This window comes from Alteromonas sp. KC3 (assembly GCF_016756315.1).
Lineage (GTDB): Bacteria > Pseudomonadota > Gammaproteobacteria > Enterobacterales > Alteromonadaceae > Alteromonas.
Map to the genome: position 1 here is coordinate 40289 of NZ_AP024235.1, position 17070 is coordinate 57358.

General features: G+C 43.2%; 15 protein-coding genes. 4 read left to right on the forward strand and 11 right to left on the reverse strand.

Annotation, left to right across the window (positions count from 1 at the left end):
- Positions 1-38: 38 nt before the first annotated feature.
- The 8 genes from JN178_RS00185 to JN178_RS00220 all read right to left on the reverse strand — a co-directional run bounded on the left by JN178_RS00185 (position 39) and on the right by JN178_RS00220 (position 9843).
- A complete protein-coding gene (locus tag JN178_RS00185; protein WP_202263056.1) occupies positions 39-866 on the reverse strand; it encodes a transporter substrate-binding domain-containing protein in 828 nt (275 codons plus the stop codon).
- A complete protein-coding gene (locus JN178_RS00190) occupies positions 847-1650 on the reverse strand; it encodes a transporter substrate-binding domain-containing protein (RefSeq protein WP_232369643.1) in 804 nt (267 codons plus the stop codon). Before JN178_RS00190 ends, JN178_RS00185 begins: the two co-directional genes overlap by 20 nt.
- A gap of 78 nt (positions 1651-1728) precedes the next feature.
- A complete protein-coding gene (locus JN178_RS00195) occupies positions 1729-4803 on the reverse strand; it encodes an error-prone DNA polymerase (protein ID WP_202263057.1) in 3075 nt (1024 codons plus the stop codon).
- 30 nt (positions 4804-4833) lie between these two features.
- A complete protein-coding gene (locus JN178_RS00200) occupies positions 4834-6276 on the reverse strand; it encodes a Y-family DNA polymerase (RefSeq protein ID WP_232369644.1) in 1443 nt (480 codons plus the stop codon).
- A gap of 2 nt (positions 6277-6278) precedes the next feature.
- Positions 6279-6968, reverse strand: a complete 690-nt coding sequence (gene imuA, locus JN178_RS00205) for a translesion DNA synthesis-associated protein ImuA (protein WP_202263058.1) — start codon at positions 6966-6968, stop codon at positions 6279-6281.
- 237 nt (positions 6969-7205) lie between these two features.
- On the reverse strand, positions 7206-7715 hold the full coding sequence (locus JN178_RS00210) for a hypothetical protein (protein ID WP_202263059.1): 510 nt from the start codon (positions 7713-7715) through the stop codon (positions 7206-7208).
- 2 nt (positions 7716-7717) lie between these two features.
- A complete protein-coding gene (locus tag JN178_RS00215) occupies positions 7718-9469 on the reverse strand; it encodes a DUF885 domain-containing protein (RefSeq protein ID WP_202263060.1) in 1752 nt (583 codons plus the stop codon).
- Positions 9470-9507: 38 nt separating this feature from the next.
- Positions 9508-9843 carry a DUF1820 family protein gene (locus tag JN178_RS00220; protein WP_202263061.1) on the reverse strand — a complete coding sequence of 112 codons (336 nt, stop codon included), beginning with the start codon at positions 9841-9843 and terminating at the stop codon, positions 9508-9510.
- A 207-nt stretch (positions 9844-10050) separates the two neighbouring features.
- Between JN178_RS00220 and JN178_RS00225 the strand changes: the two genes are divergently transcribed.
- Positions 10051-11688 (forward strand): M28 family metallopeptidase, encoded by a 1638-nt coding sequence (locus JN178_RS00225; RefSeq protein WP_202263062.1) that lies wholly within the window; start codon positions 10051-10053, stop codon positions 11686-11688.
- A gap of 43 nt (positions 11689-11731) precedes the next feature.
- Here the strand turns inward: JN178_RS00225 and JN178_RS20110 are convergent, their stop codons facing one another.
- On the reverse strand, positions 11732-12571 hold the full coding sequence (locus tag JN178_RS20110; protein WP_232369645.1) for an adenylyltransferase/cytidyltransferase family protein: 840 nt from the start codon (positions 12569-12571) through the stop codon (positions 11732-11734).
- Between the two features lie 112 nt (positions 12572-12683).
- Between JN178_RS20110 and JN178_RS00235 the strand changes: the two genes are divergently transcribed.
- Positions 12684-13748: a CDP-glycerol glycerophosphotransferase family protein gene (locus JN178_RS00235; protein ID WP_202263063.1), complete on the forward strand. Its 1065-nt coding sequence runs from the start codon at positions 12684-12686 to the stop codon at positions 13746-13748.
- 83 nt (positions 13749-13831) lie between these two features.
- Here JN178_RS00235 and slmA read toward each other — a convergent pair whose 3' ends face one another.
- Positions 13832-14419: a nucleoid occlusion factor SlmA gene (gene slmA, locus JN178_RS00240; RefSeq protein ID WP_202263064.1), complete on the reverse strand. Its 588-nt coding sequence runs from the start codon at positions 14417-14419 to the stop codon at positions 13832-13834.
- Between the two features lie 114 nt (positions 14420-14533).
- On the reverse strand, positions 14534-15763 hold the full coding sequence (gene coaBC, locus JN178_RS00245; RefSeq protein WP_202265820.1) for a bifunctional phosphopantothenoylcysteine decarboxylase/phosphopantothenate--cysteine ligase CoaBC: 1230 nt from the start codon (positions 15761-15763) through the stop codon (positions 14534-14536).
- A gap of 174 nt (positions 15764-15937) precedes the next feature.
- On the opposite strand from coaBC, the gene radC reads away from it, so the two are divergent.
- Together radC and JN178_RS00255 are read left to right on the forward strand one after the other, a co-directional pair.
- Positions 15938-16615 carry a RadC family protein gene (radC, locus tag JN178_RS00250; RefSeq protein ID WP_202263065.1) on the forward strand — a complete coding sequence of 226 codons (678 nt, stop codon included), beginning with the start codon at positions 15938-15940 and terminating at the stop codon, positions 16613-16615.
- A gap of 94 nt (positions 16616-16709) precedes the next feature.
- Positions 16710-17057 carry a hypothetical protein gene (locus JN178_RS00255; RefSeq protein ID WP_202263066.1) on the forward strand — a complete coding sequence of 116 codons (348 nt, stop codon included), beginning with the start codon at positions 16710-16712 and terminating at the stop codon, positions 17055-17057.
- The last annotated feature ends 13 nt before the right edge of the window (positions 17058-17070 follow it).

The following is a 17070-nucleotide window of genomic DNA, read 5'->3' on the forward strand; positions in this document are numbered from 1 at the left end:
CTACTAGCGCGTATTGGCTCAAAAGGGATTAAATACGTTTATTGTGAGCGCCATATGTCTTCATTATCTATCTTTTGCATCCGCTTGGCTTCTTCAATCACGTCTTGCGTACTGGCAATATGGTATTGCTGCTTTATCTCCTCGATAAGTGTTTTATGTGTACTCAAAAAGGTATTGAACTCTTCGATTAGCGCTGGATGTTTTAAAGATGACAAGCAAAACGCTACAGAATTGTGAGGCAAGGTCAAATCAGCGGTAAAAGGACCTAGTTGCGCAAACCGTTCTTCGTAGCGCTTTGCTACGTTGTATTCAACGTCCATTGCGTCAACAGTATCTGACTGAAGATATCGAAGTCCTTGATACACGTTTTCTACTTCGTTTACATTTACTTGTTTAGTGGCGATCAAATCCGTCCATTTAGCAGGTGTAAAGCCTTGTGGTATAGCGAGGCGTTTAATGTGCGACAGTGGACGATTTATATTCTCTGTTTTAACAAGCGTAACGGCAAAACTATCTATCAACGCATTCGAATAAATTTTTCCCATAACGCTGTCAATATGTTTGTTCCAGCGCTGGTTGTCTGGAAAAACAAAATCAAGATTACCTTTGTTTAGTTCAATTTGAAGTCTATTGACGGGCATAACCACATACTCAAAAGTATGTCCGCTTTCCTTAGCAAATGCTTCTAGGATCGCCCAGCCAACTCCCTTATCGTGTGTAGAGGGGAAATTGTAATAGGGGAGATATGCAATGTCTTGTGTACCTACAACAAAGTTATCTGCATGAGTTGTAGGAGGAGTAATTAAATGAATTACAAGGAGAAATAAGCCAACAGTGAATCGATTGCTATTTCCAAACCTCGTCATGGTTTAACCCTTGTTCCTTTAATAGCTGTTTTGATAATTCAGAGTACGGTGTAATGCCGTATTTGCGTCTTATACTATCAATTAATTCAGGGTTTGAGGCAATAAATGCATTGAGTTCTTGTATGATTGCGCTGTGTGAAAGCGTAGATAGTGAAAATGGAATTTCATTATGTGGCAATGTTAAATCAAGGGTAAAAGCATTTGTCGGATAGGCATTGATGCTGGCGTACTGTGTAACAAAGTACTCTAAGTCTAATGCATCCACACGTCCTTGGTAGAGTAAAGCAAATCCTTGTTTTAAATCTTTTACCCATGTGATTTTAGTTTGTTCATTGTCGATGCGTTGCTGCCAGTTAACAGGTGTAAAGCCCAGCGGCATCGCTAAATGTTTTACCCCATCAATGCCTTTCCCTGCATTGTTAGTAGAAACAATGGTACCTGTTAATGCGTAAGTTAGCGGTAGGGAAAAATATTTCTGCTTAGAAGATGTAATGCTGTTGTACCAGCCTTGATTATCTGGATAAACAAAGTCTACATTTCCTTTTAGGAGCTCCATTTGAAGACGGCGAATAGGCATACTGAGATAGATAAACTCGTGCCCTGAAGCTTCAGAAAAAGCTTCCAATATTGCCCATCCTACGCCTTTATCAATTTCCGAGCTAAAGTCGTAGTGAGGAAAGTAGTCCAAATTTTGAGCGCCAACAATAAATTTATCTGCAAGTGCATTCGTGCCTAGCGTGTAACAAAATAGCAGTGTGATAAATCGCTTCAAGAAATTTGTCAAAATACTCCTCAATGCCCCTACTTATCGTGGCGTCCGTTTATTCTTACAAGGTATGCCAGCTCTGTAACGGTGTAAACACTAATGAAAGTCTCGAGAAGGCAAAGTAATGTTTTCAAGCCAAGGTGTTCTATCAATTAGCTTTCCAGCGATAACGTGAATAACACCTTCTTTAGAGCACTCTATTATACCATTCACTTGAAGTAATTTGGCTTTCAAAAACGTTTGCTGTTGTGCTCGCGCAGTCGCTTGCCACACTACAACATTAATGTTGCCCCTATCATCTTCTAACGTAAGAAAAGTAACGCCAGCTGCGGTTCCTGGCGCCTGTCTGCCGGTTACGGCACCTAATACTTTTACCACCGACTTGTTTTTCTTGTGGGTAAGCGTGTCTGACCAACTGATATCGTGCAGTTTGTGTTTTTGCTTAAGCAGTGCAATAGGGTGATTATTTACAGAAAGCCCTGTAGCGGCGTAGTCCTCTAGCAAATTTTCAGCTTCAGAGGGCGGTGCAGTAAGTGTGCTTGATGCTTCTTGATCATCAAAAAGAGGCAGGCTGGTTTGCGTATCCATCATTCGCCAACGTGTTTGGTAGCGATCGCCTGATAATGTGCGTAGTGCATCAGCACTGGCAAGTGCTTCTAACTCGTTGCGCTTTAGACTAAGTTGTTGAACTTGATTGATACTGCTGTAGCCCTTGGCTGGACGTAACTTTACCAGTTCGTGAGCGGCTTCTTCGCTTAACCCTTTTATAAGGGTTAATCCTAGTTGAAGTTGTTTTTCTAGCCCTTTAATAACCAAAGTGTGTTCAACATCTGACTGGTTTACACAAGGTGCAAATACAGTAATGCCGTGTCGTTTAGCGTCCTGAACAAGTTGTGAGGGCGAGTAAAAGCCCATAGGCCAGCTGTTAAGTAATGCCACGTAAAACTCCACAGGAAAATAGAACTTTAACCAGCATGAGACATAGGCTAATACGGCAAACGAGGCTGAATGAGACTCGGGAAAGCCATACCCTGCAAACCCTTTAATTTGTTCAAACAAGTTATGTGCAAAGGTGCTTTCATAGCCGCGATCTGTCATGCCCTTAATCAGCTTTTCTTTGAACTCAAAAATGCGGCCGTCTTTTTTCCAACTAGCCATGGCACGGCGCAGTTGATCAGCTTCACCCCCACTAAAACCTGCAGCGACCATGGCAAGTTGAATAACTTGCTCTTGAAATATGGGAACGCCCATAGTGCGAGAAAGCACGCCTTCTACCGCTTTAGATGGATAGGTGATCACTTCATTACCGTGACGCCGAATAAGATAAGGATGCACCATATCACCTTGAATAGGTCCCGGACGAACAATGGCGATTTGCACCACCAAGTCATAGTAACGTCGTGGTTTTAAGCGGGGAAGCATAGACATCTGCGCGCGAGATTCAATTTGAAACACACCAACAGTGTCGGCCCTGCAAATCATGTCGAACACTTGTTTGTCATCACCAAGTTTAGTGATAAATGGAATACTCACTTCATGCGGATACTGCTTATTAATAAGCTGAAAAGCACGGCGAATTGCGCTTAGCATACCGAGTGCGAGTACATCGACTTTGAGTAATCCCAAGGTTTCGATATCGTCTTTGTCCCATTGAATAATGGTTCGCGCTTCCATTGCGGCGTTTTCTACCGGTACAAGGTCATATAAAGGCCCGGCACTGATAACAAAGCCTCCCACATGTTGTGATAAATGCCGAGGTGTACCTAATAGCGCTTCGGTTAGCGTGATAAGTTGATGTACTTTGTTGTCTTCTGGGTTTAATCCAAGGTTTGCAAGCTGCGATTTCCACGGGATAACGCTGTCTCTGCGATTTATTTGTTTGATGACAAAGTCTAATTGTGACTCGCTAAACCCTAGTGCTTTACCGACATCTTTGAACGCCGATTTAAAGCGATAGCAAATAACGGTTGCCGCTATTGCGGTACGCTCTCTGCCATACTTTTGGTAAATGTATTGAATAATTTCTTCTCGCCGCTGATGCTCAAAATCGACATCTATGTCGGGCGGTTCGTTGCGCTCTTTGGAAATGAAGCGTTCGAAGAGTACGCTAATTTGTCTTGGATCGACGGCGGTAATTTCTAAGCAATAACACACGACAGAGTTAGCCGCCGAGCCCCTTCCTTGATACAAAATACCTTGGCGCTTGGCAAACTGTACAATGTCATAAATGGTTAGGAAGAAGTATTCGTATTCCTGCTCTGCAATAAGCGTTAACTCCTTTTCTATAATAGCCCGTATGTCGGGCTTGAGCCCCTCGGGGAAGCGCACTTTTATGCCCGCTTCTACTCGCTCTCGCAAATAAGAGGTTGGCGTGTATCCATCAGGAACTAACTCCGCAGGGTATTGGTAACGTAATTCACTTAAACAAAAGGTAAATAAGCTTGCCAAAGCATTGGTATTAGCTATCCATTTTTCTGGATAAAGTTTTTTTATTTTGTGAGTAGTGCGCAGGCTTCGCTCGGCATTGCTCAGTGCCTTGCGACCAATTTTATGCACGCTGGTGTGTGCGTGCGTTGCGTGCAAAACATGTTGTAGCGGTAGTCTGTCTGCATGATGCATAAGTACACCAGTACAAGCGATAACAGGGAACGGATAAGTTGCCTGCAGTGTGTTGTAGTGCGCAAATCTATGGTGATCGTGCCCATCAAGTAAGCGCTGTGCGCCAATATAGGCGTCTATCGCGGAATGCTTTTGTAACCATTTTGCCCAGTGTGTGTCATGGGTGCTGTTACCTCGAGGAAGCCATATAAATTTACAGTGCCTGATAGTACGCAGGTCCCATTCGGCCAGCTGATATTCCCCTTTTTCTGAACGGCGCCTTGCGTTAGTAATAATGCGGCATAGCTCGCTGTAGGCAGCTTTATTGGGGCACAATAGAACAAAAGATAAGGAATCATCAAAAACAAAATAACTCCCCACAATAAGCTTGATAGGCAAACGCTGATGTGTAATTTCATCGTACGCGCGCACTACGCCTGCAACTGAGCATTCGTCAGTGATGGCAATAGCGTCATAGCCTAAAAATGAGGCTGTAGTAACCAGTTCACCCGGTGATGAAGCGCCACATAAAAAGCTGTAGTGGCTTTGACAAAAAAGCTCGCTGTATTTCATCGTTCTACTTCATTGCAATACGCACAAGCACTAACAAAAAAGCCCTTGTGCCCACCATTGACTGGCTTCATCTTTAAAAATGAGCATGCGTATGCCTTGTGTTGTTTGAGCAATAAAGTAATCACGTTTATGAGGCGTGTCGTGCCACCATTCACTGTGTAGTCTAATAGGGCCAAAACACACGTGAGTAGGCTGGGTAAGGGGTTTGGGCTTTTTAAAGGTTAACGTGGGCGCAATGTCACTGCTGTAGGTATTAAGTGGGGCAGAGGCCTCATTGACTGTCATATACTCAAATTGATGACTATCTGCCGCTTTAGGTTGAAAAGTACTGTCTTCTCCAAGCTTGGCATTTAAACGCCCAATTAATTGCTTTTGCGCAACCTCGTTAAAGCGATTACTGAAAAAGTCGCTGTTGTCGGTGTCGATATCTTCAAATTGATCGCACTTAAGCGAAAGCGCCGTTGCGGGCTCTGGCAATATTACATTTTCTATTTTTAATGTGAGTAAGCTAAGCCAACTATTTACCGATGATTGTGGCATGGCGGCGCGAATGTCTATAACGGTAATCGGCGCTTCTCGAAAATGGATATGCACGTGAATACATGCCGTGTATAAATTACGCGCGCGCAAATAATGCGACAAGTGTTCAAGTTGCTGCGTAATAAAAGGCACCAGATGCTGCGTGTTTTCAACATCAAAAGGCAGCAGTATCACATCATCAAAATACGCCTGAGGCCTAAATAGTATGACTTTGGGAAAGGTTTCTCCTCGAAGTGCGGTTAAATAAGTGATGGTGCGATTATCAAAACGTCTGCCGAGTTCGTGTACGGGCATGGCCAGCAACTGATGGACGTGTTTAATGCCAACTCTGGTTAATGACTCGACCACCTTAGGGGCTAACTCAGTCAGTAGCAGTGAGCACGATGACAATGCATTTTTGATATCATCGTGTGCGTCTAAATATGTGTTTACCTGGTGCTTTGCCAGTACTTTGGCTGCTTCTATAGTCCAGGCGGTGGCAAAGTGGTAGGTGGTACCAGATAACGACAATTCCCGAGAAAGTGTCGACCACAGTGCCTTATGCCCCCCGTAATAATGCGTAAGGTTATCTAGCCGTATAGCCAAACCACAATGTTCATCAAGCGCGATATCAGAAGCAAAAGGGTAAAGCCGGTGGGCAAGCTGCGACAGCATAACTCGCTCGTTCTCAGCATCAAAAGGCAGTATATGAATGTGGGGGCATAGGGCTGCGGCTTGTGCAAGCCCATGGTTTACTTCAATGCCCATATTATGCGCAGTCTTATTAACCTGCGTAATACGGTTTGATTTACTGCAATATACCGCAACAGGGTTATCGTTCTCGTTAGGCAGTGTGCCTTTTGCAGGCGTCGCATGGGGCTTTTCGCCATGACCAATAGTCTGCAAGTACGCATCTAACGTCAGTTGATAGCAATGAATATACATCCACAGCATAATTAGCTTACCGAGTGGAGTGCTTGGCCTGTCAGTTTGTTATGTTCCATGGCCCATTTAATAGCGTGATTATCCGGTGTCCAGCGATGATCAATGGCAATACTGTTAACTGGCCAACCATGACGCTGTTTGCGAACATCCACAGACAGTTGCTGTGCACGGTGGTGTAATGCGATATCCAGTGATATAGGGAGTGGCTGAGCGAGGACATTTTTATTTAATGCGGTGTACAGTAAACATAGGGCGTCATTGTGCGTAGCCGCTACTTGTAAACGCCTTGCGGCTTTAGCATCAACAGCATTACTCCACAGCACAACACAGTGACACGCGGTGCTTTTTAAACATTGCTCTGCTGCCCATAGGGAGTCTTGTTCGTTTTGTGTGTTAACTACCAACACCTGCTGAAGATCTAGCCCTAATTCTGCTAACCAAGGTGTTTGTAATACACCCGGTGGGTTAATAAATACCACCATTTTATGCGTACGCTGATGGCATAAAACCTGTTTAAATAATGTGAGCTCTCCTACACCAGTGCATGAGGCAATGCGTATAAGGCCTGTAGATGCAACACCACCATTGAGGGCTTTATCAAGACGAGCATACCCAAGCGAAAATTTAGTTTCGCCTTTATGTTGCTCTCGGGCCCGCCATATATGCGGATGCTTGTTAAGCTCTGATAAAGATTCTAGCATGGCACTCAAAATGAACTGTATTTATATACAGTATTATAGTGCAGCAAATACCCTTTTCAAGAAAAACTCGCAGTACCTGTCGTAGTGCTTTTCTAAGTTATTAAAAAGTATGGAAAACAGAAAAATTAAATGTAAGAGAGTTAAGTATTGTGAGTGCAGTATCGAGATTGAGCTATCGATGGATGCTGCCCGCAAAAATTGCAGACAGCATTTATAAAAACGCTGTAAAGGGGGCGATTACGCTTGTGGTGCGTCGCTTTTTTCTGACTTTGTTGTGCCAGAGATAGCAGAGGTGACGGCGTGACAAAAGGCGATAAAACCATCTGACGTATTCTTTGACCATGCCATACGTACATTGCTTGGCAGGCCCTTAACCACTTCTTTCACATCTTCAAGTGTCAATTCTTCGTAGCTTAATGCCTTGTTTAAAGACTCTTCAAACGACAGGCCCTTTTCACAGCAACCCATAACAATGTTAGAAAAGTTTCTCATGAGCATATGCAGTACATTGTACTGGTTTTGGTCGATAAGACGGCTCTTAAAAGCACTTTCAATACGCAGTACTAAGTTTTTTTCCAACAGATCATTAACCAGCACCAGGTTTCGATAAGCATAGTTAACTTTGTTGTTTGTCTGCTTATTAGAATGGCGCAATAGCGCGAGTTCTTTTTGTTGATTCTGCGCGCGAAGCACAAAGTAAATTAACAGCAGGATGAGTAATCCTATAACACTAAATGCAACGATCATGCTTAGTTAGCCTTTTGTTCTTCTATAAAGGTATTGATGTGCTGTTCTAAAATAAACAAAGGAACAGAACCATTTTCTAGCACTGCACGGTGAAACTTACGCACGTCGAAATTCTCACCAAGTGCCGTTTCTGCTTTCTTGCGAAGTGCTTTAATCTTAATTTCGCCAATCTTGTATGACAGCGCTTGTGCAGGCCATGAGATATAGCGGTCTATTTCCGTATTCACATTGTGCTCTGATAATGCCGTATTTTCCATCATGTAATCAACTGCTTGTTGACGTGTCCAGCCCATCGTATGCATACCTGTATCAACAACCAAACGGCATGCTCGCCACATTTCATAACTTAGGCGGCCGAAGTCATCATAAGGGTCTTCATAAATGCCGGCTTCAATACCCAAAAACTCAGAATACAGTCCCCAGCCTTCACCAAACGCCGAAATATACGTATTGCGGCGTACCATAGGTAAATCTTCAAGTTCTGCCGCCAGTGAAATTTGCAAATGGTGACCCGGCACGGCTTCGTGCAACGTGAGTGCAGGTAAAGCGTAAAGCGGGCGTTTATCAAGCGCGTACGTATTCACCCAATAATAACCTGGCTGATCATCGCGACTAGGGTGAATATAGCGCCCTGTGGTGTATTTAGGTGCAATACTATCTGGAACAGGTGCTACGCCGTATGGCGTTCTGGGTAAGTATTCAAAAAGAGAAGGAAGCTTGGCGTCCATCTTCTTAGCAATAAACGATGCTTCTTTTAATAATTCTTCTGCGCTGGTGGCGTAAAATTGAGGGTCTTCACGCAAAAACGCGATAAAGTCGTTAATGTCTCCCTCAAAAGCAAGTTCGTCCACAATTTGCTGCATCTCGTTGCGTATGCGTTTCACCTCAGCAAGACCTAAGTTGTGAATGTCCTGCGGCCTCATATCCGTCGTGGTGTAATGTTTGGCTCTATTAGCGTAATACGCGACACCGTCAGGCCAAGTATTGGCAGCAATGTCATCTCTTGCGTTAGGAATATAGTCCTCAACCATAAAGTCATAAAAGGCTTGGTAGGCGGGTAAAACACGTTCTTTAATGGCGCGTTGACCTTGATTAGTTAAGTTTGTTTTCTCTTCTTCTGAAAAGTACTCAGGGAAGCGTGTGAAAGGCGCGTAAAAACCACTGTCTTCTACCTTGTCCACTAAATAAGAAGAGATGGAATCCTCAAACCCAGCCAGTACCACTTTAGGTTGGGTGTACCCCTCTTTAAGTGCTTGCTTCATATAAGCCATTTGTTGCTCAAAATAGGGGAGAAGGGCGTTTAAGCGGCTAATATACGCATTGTAGTCTTCTACTCGTTTAAACGTAGATAGGTTAGGTAGCGATGCCATTGCACCATGAAAACCATATTCTGAATTGATGGGAACCAGATATGCACGGTAAGTATACTCATCTACATAGTTGGCAAGGCGATATTGCTGCATTAAAAGGGCAATATAGGCGTCTTTAGAAATGGTATCTTGGTTGTATTGCGCTAAAGACTTCTGAAACGCTTGCCACTGCTTATGCTGCGTAGCTAACGCGCTTGGCGAGATATCTGGCAGCAAATGTGCTTGTTCGCTATGACCCTGTCGCGACGCTAGTAAGGGAGAAACAGAAAGCTCGTATTGCCATATTTCATCTAATAGTTGGTACAAGCTTTCATCATTGTTAGGCTTAGCCGACAGATTGATACTGCTTACTAACAGTATTGCTGCTAACACATAGCGATACATAAGGGTCTCCGGTAACCTTTACCGGCTAGACCCGGCGGTTACTCTTTCGTTGGTGTATAAATTGGACTAGGGAATGAGGTTACTTTATCAGATTTATTTTCTAATTTAGTAATTTTGGCTGAACCTTTTTTCTTCACCGCGTCAATGCGAAGTACATTATGCATTGGCACATAGGTTTGGGTGACATCAGCAAACTCTGATTTCAAGCGCTCGTGGCTAGGATCTACCACAACACTAGTATGGGTATCCCAAACAAAATCACCAATTTCAATAAAACCAAACAGTGCCCCTTGAATAAGGGTTTTTACATACAATTCGTAGCGCTCGCCATTACTCACAAATTGAACGCGATATAGCGTGTCGTCTTTAGACATGTGCTGTTCTTAAATCCTAAAAAAAGTGCCGTACGTATAAAGCGTAATTTTACACTGGGGCAAAAATACGAGCAACGGTAGGAAATGCATGGTGAAGTTAAATGCAATACTCGCAGGCATAAAATAGCATTGCAGTCATGAACTGCGATACCATGTTGAGCAGTCCACTTACGTGAAATAATCACATAATTAATTGGTAAAACTAAAATGATAAAAAAACTCCTTATTGGTGGTGCAATGACGGCAATGACATTTGCCGCGACAGCGCACAACCATGAATCGACAGAAAGCGCCTTTAACCCTGATACGCAGCGCATCAAATCGCATTTGTTCTTCTTAGCAGATGATTTACTTGAAGGCCGTGATACAGGTTCACGCGGCCACGAAATTGCTGCGCTATACATTGCCACAGAGTTTGCAAAATATGGCCTAAAGCCTGCGGGCACTGACGGCTATATTCAAAATGTGTCATTCAGAAAGGCAAATCTTATTCAAGAGTCGCCGTCGTTTACGCTGACTCAAAATGGCGAAACCATTAGCTTTGACTACCCCAAGGAATATTTGGCTGGCCCAAGCCTGTTGAATACTGATGCACACGTTAACGGTGAGATGGTATTCGTTGGCTACGGTATCGTTGCTGATGAACTATCACATAACGACTACGAAGGCCTAGATGTAGAAGGTAAGATTGTGGTTGCGCTTGCAGGTAAACCAAGTGACTTCCCATCAGAGGAAGGCGCGCACTTTGCATCTGGCTACCAAAAGTCAAAATACGCAGTAGACAATGGTGCTATCGGCATGATCACTATTACTACGCCTAAGAACGAAAAAGTACGTCCATACCAGAGTCGACTGAACTACATTCATACGCCGCGCATGGCATGGCTAGACAAAGACGGTAATCCAGCTAATAGTTTTGCGCAGCTAAAAGGCGGCGCTTACATGAGTGAAGGCGCAGCACGTAAGCTATTTAACGGTGCTGAGAAAAGCCTAGACGATGTATATGCATTGCTTGAAGCAGACAAAGTACCAACAGGCTTTGCACTTAAAGGTTCTGTAGATATCAGCAAAAAGAGCACTCACGACACGATCACCAGCCCTAACGTCGTAGGCATTTTAGAAGGTTCTGATCCAAAACTAAAAGAGGAATATGTTGTGTTCTCTGCGCACTCAGACCACATTGGTTTTGCGAAAACGGTGAAGAAAGACAACATTAATAACGGTGCTATGGATAATGCATCAGGCACGTCAGTTATGCTTGAAACAGCGCGCTTGTTCAGCGAAATGAAAGAAAAGCCAAAGCGCTCAATCTTGTTTGTGTCGGTAACTGGTGAAGAGAAAGGTCTACTAGGGGCCGATTATTTCGCCCGTAACCCTACGGTTCCTGTAACGTCAATGGTGGCTAACGTAAACTTGGATATGCCTATTTTGACTTACGAATTTGCTGATGTGATTGCTTTTGGTGCTAATCACAGCGACCTTCAAGCGTCAGTAGAAAAAGCCGCAGCAAATGCAGACATTGAGTTAAGTCCAGATCCATGGCCGGAACAAGCGTTGTTTACTCGTTCAGATCACTACGCGTTTGTTAAACAAGGTGTACCTGCGGTATTCATGGTACCGGGCCTTAAGTCAAAAGATCCTAACGTAGATGGCAGCAAAGTGTTTGGTCAGTTCTTGTCGACACATTACCACAAGCCTAGCGATGATATTCACCAGCCGTTTAACTGGAAAGCTGCAGAGACCTTTACCAAGGTAAATGCGCAAATTGGTTGGACATTGGCAAACCAAGAAGACAAGCCTCAGTGGAATGAAGGTGACTTCTTCGGAAATACATTCGGCAAGTAAAATGATGATGAGCTAGCAGCGCACTGCTAGCTCTATTTTTCGATTAAAGTTTTCGTTTTAACACAGTTGAACTTACGTTTGGCGTATAGTCGAAATACACCATATCGCAAGTCACACTTGGGTATTTTCCTTTCCAATCTGAACCGACAGAAATAGCATCAATGTTATACTCATCAACCACTTTCTGTTTGTTTTTGTCTATTTGCGGAATTACCTCATCCACAAATCGGTTTGACTCTAAAATAGAGATACGCTCTTCAAATGGAATAAGTGGGGGACGGCCTTTAGACTTTTCAATTAACTCGTCAGTAGAGACACCCACAATCAAGTAGTCACAAAGCGCTTTGGTTTTCTTAAGTATATTTAGGTGACCCTGATGGAAAATATCGAAGCAGCCTGACGTGTACATTCTTCGGTATTTCTTGCCAACTTCAATGGCATCATCGTTGATCAAGGCAAAGTCTGCTTTCAGCGTAGACCTTAATTCATTGATATAGACATCGTCTAACTCAAGTACATCACCTAAAACAGGTGGCTTTGGCCAGTGCTTGTCTTCGAACTGCTTCTCGCAGAAGCTGACGGGATGCTCATATCGAGGAATAACATGGAAATGAACGATGGGATCGACCATCATCAACATTAAATAATTTATTTTGCTGAAGTTGAAACGCTTTTTAAGTACCCTTTCAATATCAGCAACAACTTGCTTTTGTTCTTTCGCTGCTTCGTCAGAAATATCTGAGTATTGAAAGACATCTTCTTTGCAAACAAGTACCAAAGACCCCAGCGTTACTTGACCTGGTCTTAATAGCACGTGCCAATAGTCATAGGTTTTAATAAGGCTCTCGGGATATCCGAATTTTGATAGGGTGGCGTTTAGCATAGCTCTCGTTGCGTTAATGGACAGGTGACATAGTGTAATACAAACCATGTGCTGCGCACAGTCACACACGTTTTTTGGTACTACTTAATAGAAATGATAGAAAAAGAATTTTATGAAAATAGCGTTTGATACCGTCAATGTTTATTACTTGCCCCAATTTCTTCCTATTTGTGATGAACTAGCCAAGCGGGGCCACCAAATTAAACTGGTGTGTTATAGCAACAAAAATGATGCGCAAAAATTTGAACAGGTATTGTCTGCGCTTGCCTATGAATATTGCTGGGTTGATGATGAAAAAGCGGCAAAAGAGTTATACTTAAAAGACGCCCCAGACTGGATATTCTTTGGTAATTCTTTCTCGTACTTAGATGAAATTCACAACGTTAGTAAAACGGCGCAACTTGGCCACGGCGTTGGGCCTAAACCTAGCTACTACCACAAGTCGTGTACGCCTATGACAGTGAGGTTTATTGAAGGAAAAGAGCGCCTTGTTAAAATTAAAGAACTGTACCCAAATGATACATTTGTGCAGGTTGGCTTTTCTAAGTTAGACCCACTTTTTAATCAGACTGAACCAGGGTTAGATTACAACAAGCTTGGACTCGACAAAGACAAACCAACGCTGTTATTTGCGCCTACGTTCAATCCGAGTTCACTAGAGCGTTTTCCCGATAATTGGCCTAGTCAGTTTAACGAGTTCAACATACTCATTAAACCGCACACATTCACTTATACCCGTGAAGCTTACAAAAATCAGCGCAAAAAACTGAAAAAGTGGTCGCAGTTTAGCAATACCTATGTGGCAACTGAATTAGACATTTCATTGCTACCTTTTATGAAGGAAGCGGACATTCTCATCAGCGAAGCATCAAGCACGCTATTTGAATTTGTAGCACTTGCTAAGCCTGTAATCGTATGTAATTTCTTTAAACTGAAATGGTCATACCGAGGTATTTTTAAATACCGCTTTGAGAAACGCTTTGGCAAGGACAACGTGATTTACCAAAATATTGGTATGCATATTAACGACTTTTCGGAACTAAAAGAGGCCGTGACAAAACAAATGCGCGATAAGTCACTGTTTGAAAAAGAGCGTAAGGAATATACCGAAAATCACGTAGGTCCAACGGATGGGCAAAGTTCGGTGCGTATAGTGGACTATTTAGAGCAACACTGAAGCTTAAGATGATGCTGCCAAAAGCATAATGAGCTACCATTAAAGCACCGCCTGTAGCGGGCTTTAATGGCTATGCTAATGTGTTAAATAAACATTTGTTTAAATGTATTCCACTGCTCGTTGAATTGTTCAGTGGGTTTGCGAGTAAAGCCACTGCGAATAAACGCATTAATGCGTCCATCTGTGTAGCTAATAAGCATATTGGCTATAATCGCTTCGTCGGCAGATAATGTCTTACCTTCGCGAAGTTTTCGTTCACGCAATACTTGTTTTAACTGAGTCTCAAGTCGCTCAAAAAGCTTAGCAATACGCGCACGTAACCGCTCTTGCTCGCCCATTAATGCATCACCGTTCAAAATACGTGTAATACCAGGGTTCTTTTCAGCAAAACCTAAAATAAGATGCAAAATAAGCTGACAGCGTGTTAGTGAATCTTTTTCTTCGTTTACAATTTTATTGATTCGCGTAAACAACGTATCTTCAATAAACTCAATAAGGCCTTCAAACATTCTCGCCTTACTAGGGAAGTGACGGTATAGTGCGGCCTCTGAAACCCCAACTTTTTCCGCTAGTTTTGCAGTAGTTATTCGTTGACCTGGGCTGGTTTCTAACATTCCAGCAAGTGCTTGCAGAATTTGCGCTCTGCGATTTGTTTTTTTGACAGCAGGCATGACGACTGTATTTCCTCCGCAACCGCACGTAATACGCACGGGCTCCATGTTAAGTTGGCTTATGCCAATTTGTTGTATTTATTATTGTTATTATCGACACTTAGAAAGTATCTGTTAGTTTTTCTGAACGGCCGAATATTGTTGTGCAATTAGCGATAATAACTGCATAGCCAAGTTGTCCTTGCTGGTGGCGGGTAGCTTTTTGTCACCCTCAGGCCAAATAACATGTAATGCGTTTTTATCGCTATTAAACCCTAAACCTTCTGCTGTTATATCATTGGCCGCAATCATGTTAAGTTGCTTTTTAACAAGCTTAGCACGCGCATAGGTTTCCACATCTTGGCTTTCAGCGGCAAAGCCAACACAAAATGGTCTATCTTTTCGCTCAGAAACTGTAGCTAGAATATCAGGGTTTTTAACAAAAGTAAGTGTTAACTCATCACCTGTTTTCTTAATTTTGTTATCTGCTACATTTGCTGCCCTGTAATCCGCTACTGCGGCAGTGCTAATAAATATATCAGTTGTCGGTACAAGTGACAGACAAGCATCTAACATCTCTTGTGCACTTGTAACATCCACACGTTCACACCCATTTGGTGTCGGCAGGGACACTGGCCCCGCGACTAAAGTAACGTTTGCACCTGCTTGTGCAGCAGCCTGTGCAATAGCAAATCCCATTTTTCCAGAACTGTGGTTAGAAATGTAGCGAACGGGGTCAAGCGGTTCACGTGTAGGGCCTGCGGTGATAGTGATACGTTTATCGCTAAGTGTGTCGAGCAAAACAGTGAGTTCGTTTGCCACTTGAAAAGCCTGCGCGATTTCATTGGCAATATCAATAGGCTCAACCATTCTACCCGCACCTATATCACCACATGCCTGTTCACCGCTGGCAGGACCAATAAAATAGGTATCCCGACTTGCTAGTAAACTCAAATTTGACTGCGTTGCGGGTGCTTTCCACATTTGTTGGTTCATAGCTGGCGCAATGAAAACGCGGGCAGTCGTTGCAAGATACAGTGTGGTCAGTAAATCATCAGCCATACCATGAGCCAGTTTGGCTAACGTATTCGCAGTGGCAGGTGCAATAACCAATATATCGGCCCATTTTGCCAATTCTATATGGCCCATCGCTGCTTCCGCTGCAGGGTCTAACAAATGTTGATGAACAGGGTTGCCCGAAACAGCCTGTAGTGACAACGGACTGACAAACTCTGCAGCTGAGTCGGTTAATACAACGCGTACATTAGCGCCAAGCGCTGTTAATTTTCTCACAAGATCAGGTGCCTTATAGGCAGCAATACCGCCTGTAACACCAAGTAGGATATTTTTATTGGCAATTGACATAGTAAATGAACATTTCACAAGTTAGCTTTAGCCTACCATGCTCGACAAAAATCGGATAGCTGAACCAAAGCTGCAAAGACGATTTTGTGGCGAAACCCGTCTTTAATACAGTCGTTACAGCGACGTATTTCTTTTATAACACTCATCACGATAAATACTGTGGTATTACACATAATGTCAATAAAGGTATGGCCCAAAAGTGAGCGGCCCAGAGAAAAGCTACTTGAACAAGGCGTACACAGCCTAAGCGATGCTGAGCTTATCGCTGTACTTTTAGGGAAAGGAATAAAAGGTAAATCAGCGTTGGTAGTTGCACATGACTTGTTGCACAAATTCAAGGATCTGCGCGGTGTGGTTACCGCGTCACTCACTCAGTTTTCAGATATAGCAGGATTAGGGCCATGCAAATATGCGCAGTTTCAAGCGGGATTTGAGCTTTTTAGAAGAAACCTGGAAATTCAATTAAAACGGCAGGATGTCTTTAATAACGTGGATGACACAAAGCGTTATTTACAAGCAAAATTAAGAGATTGTGAACAAGAGAAGTTCGCTTTATTGATGTTAGACAGTCAGCATCAACTTATCGCATTTCGCACTATGTTTAATGGCACGATCAATAGTGCTGCGGTTTATCCCAGAGAATTGATCAAACAAGTGATGATCGACAATGCAGCCGCTGTGATCCTAGTGCACAATCACCCCTCAGGCATTGCAGAACCTAGCCATGCAGATATTCGGTTGACAGGTGAGATCAAAGACGCGATGAAAGCGATCGACGTGCCAGTGCTCGATCATTTTGTGGTTGGAGACAAAGAAACTGTTTCATTCGCACAACGAGGCTTGCTAAGATAAGAAACTTGAATCATTTTTCGCTTAGAATCTAGTCAAATAGGTGAAAATGATTTAGCATAGGATATTAGTGGGTTATTTTTTTTAAAGGACTGTTATGAAGAAGTCAATTATTGCATTATTTGCAGCCGCAACTATGGCGGCAGGTGTAAACGCACAAGACGGCGAAGGCGGCTCTGGTGCTGGTGGTGTTGGTGCAGTATCTGGCGGCACAATTGCTACAGCAGTAGTGGCAGCGGGTATCGTTGCTGGTATCGCTAACAACAACTCTGCAAATGCACGTGTTGTTGATGATGAAGACACACTAGTGTGTGAAGGTGATGACCAACTAGCTGGTGACGTATGTGTTGGCACAACTAACACAGTAACGGTTACTGGTACTGGTACTATGACAAGCACAATCACTGTGCCTGTTACATTTACTTACGCTCCGACCGTACAGTAAAAAATAGCGTATT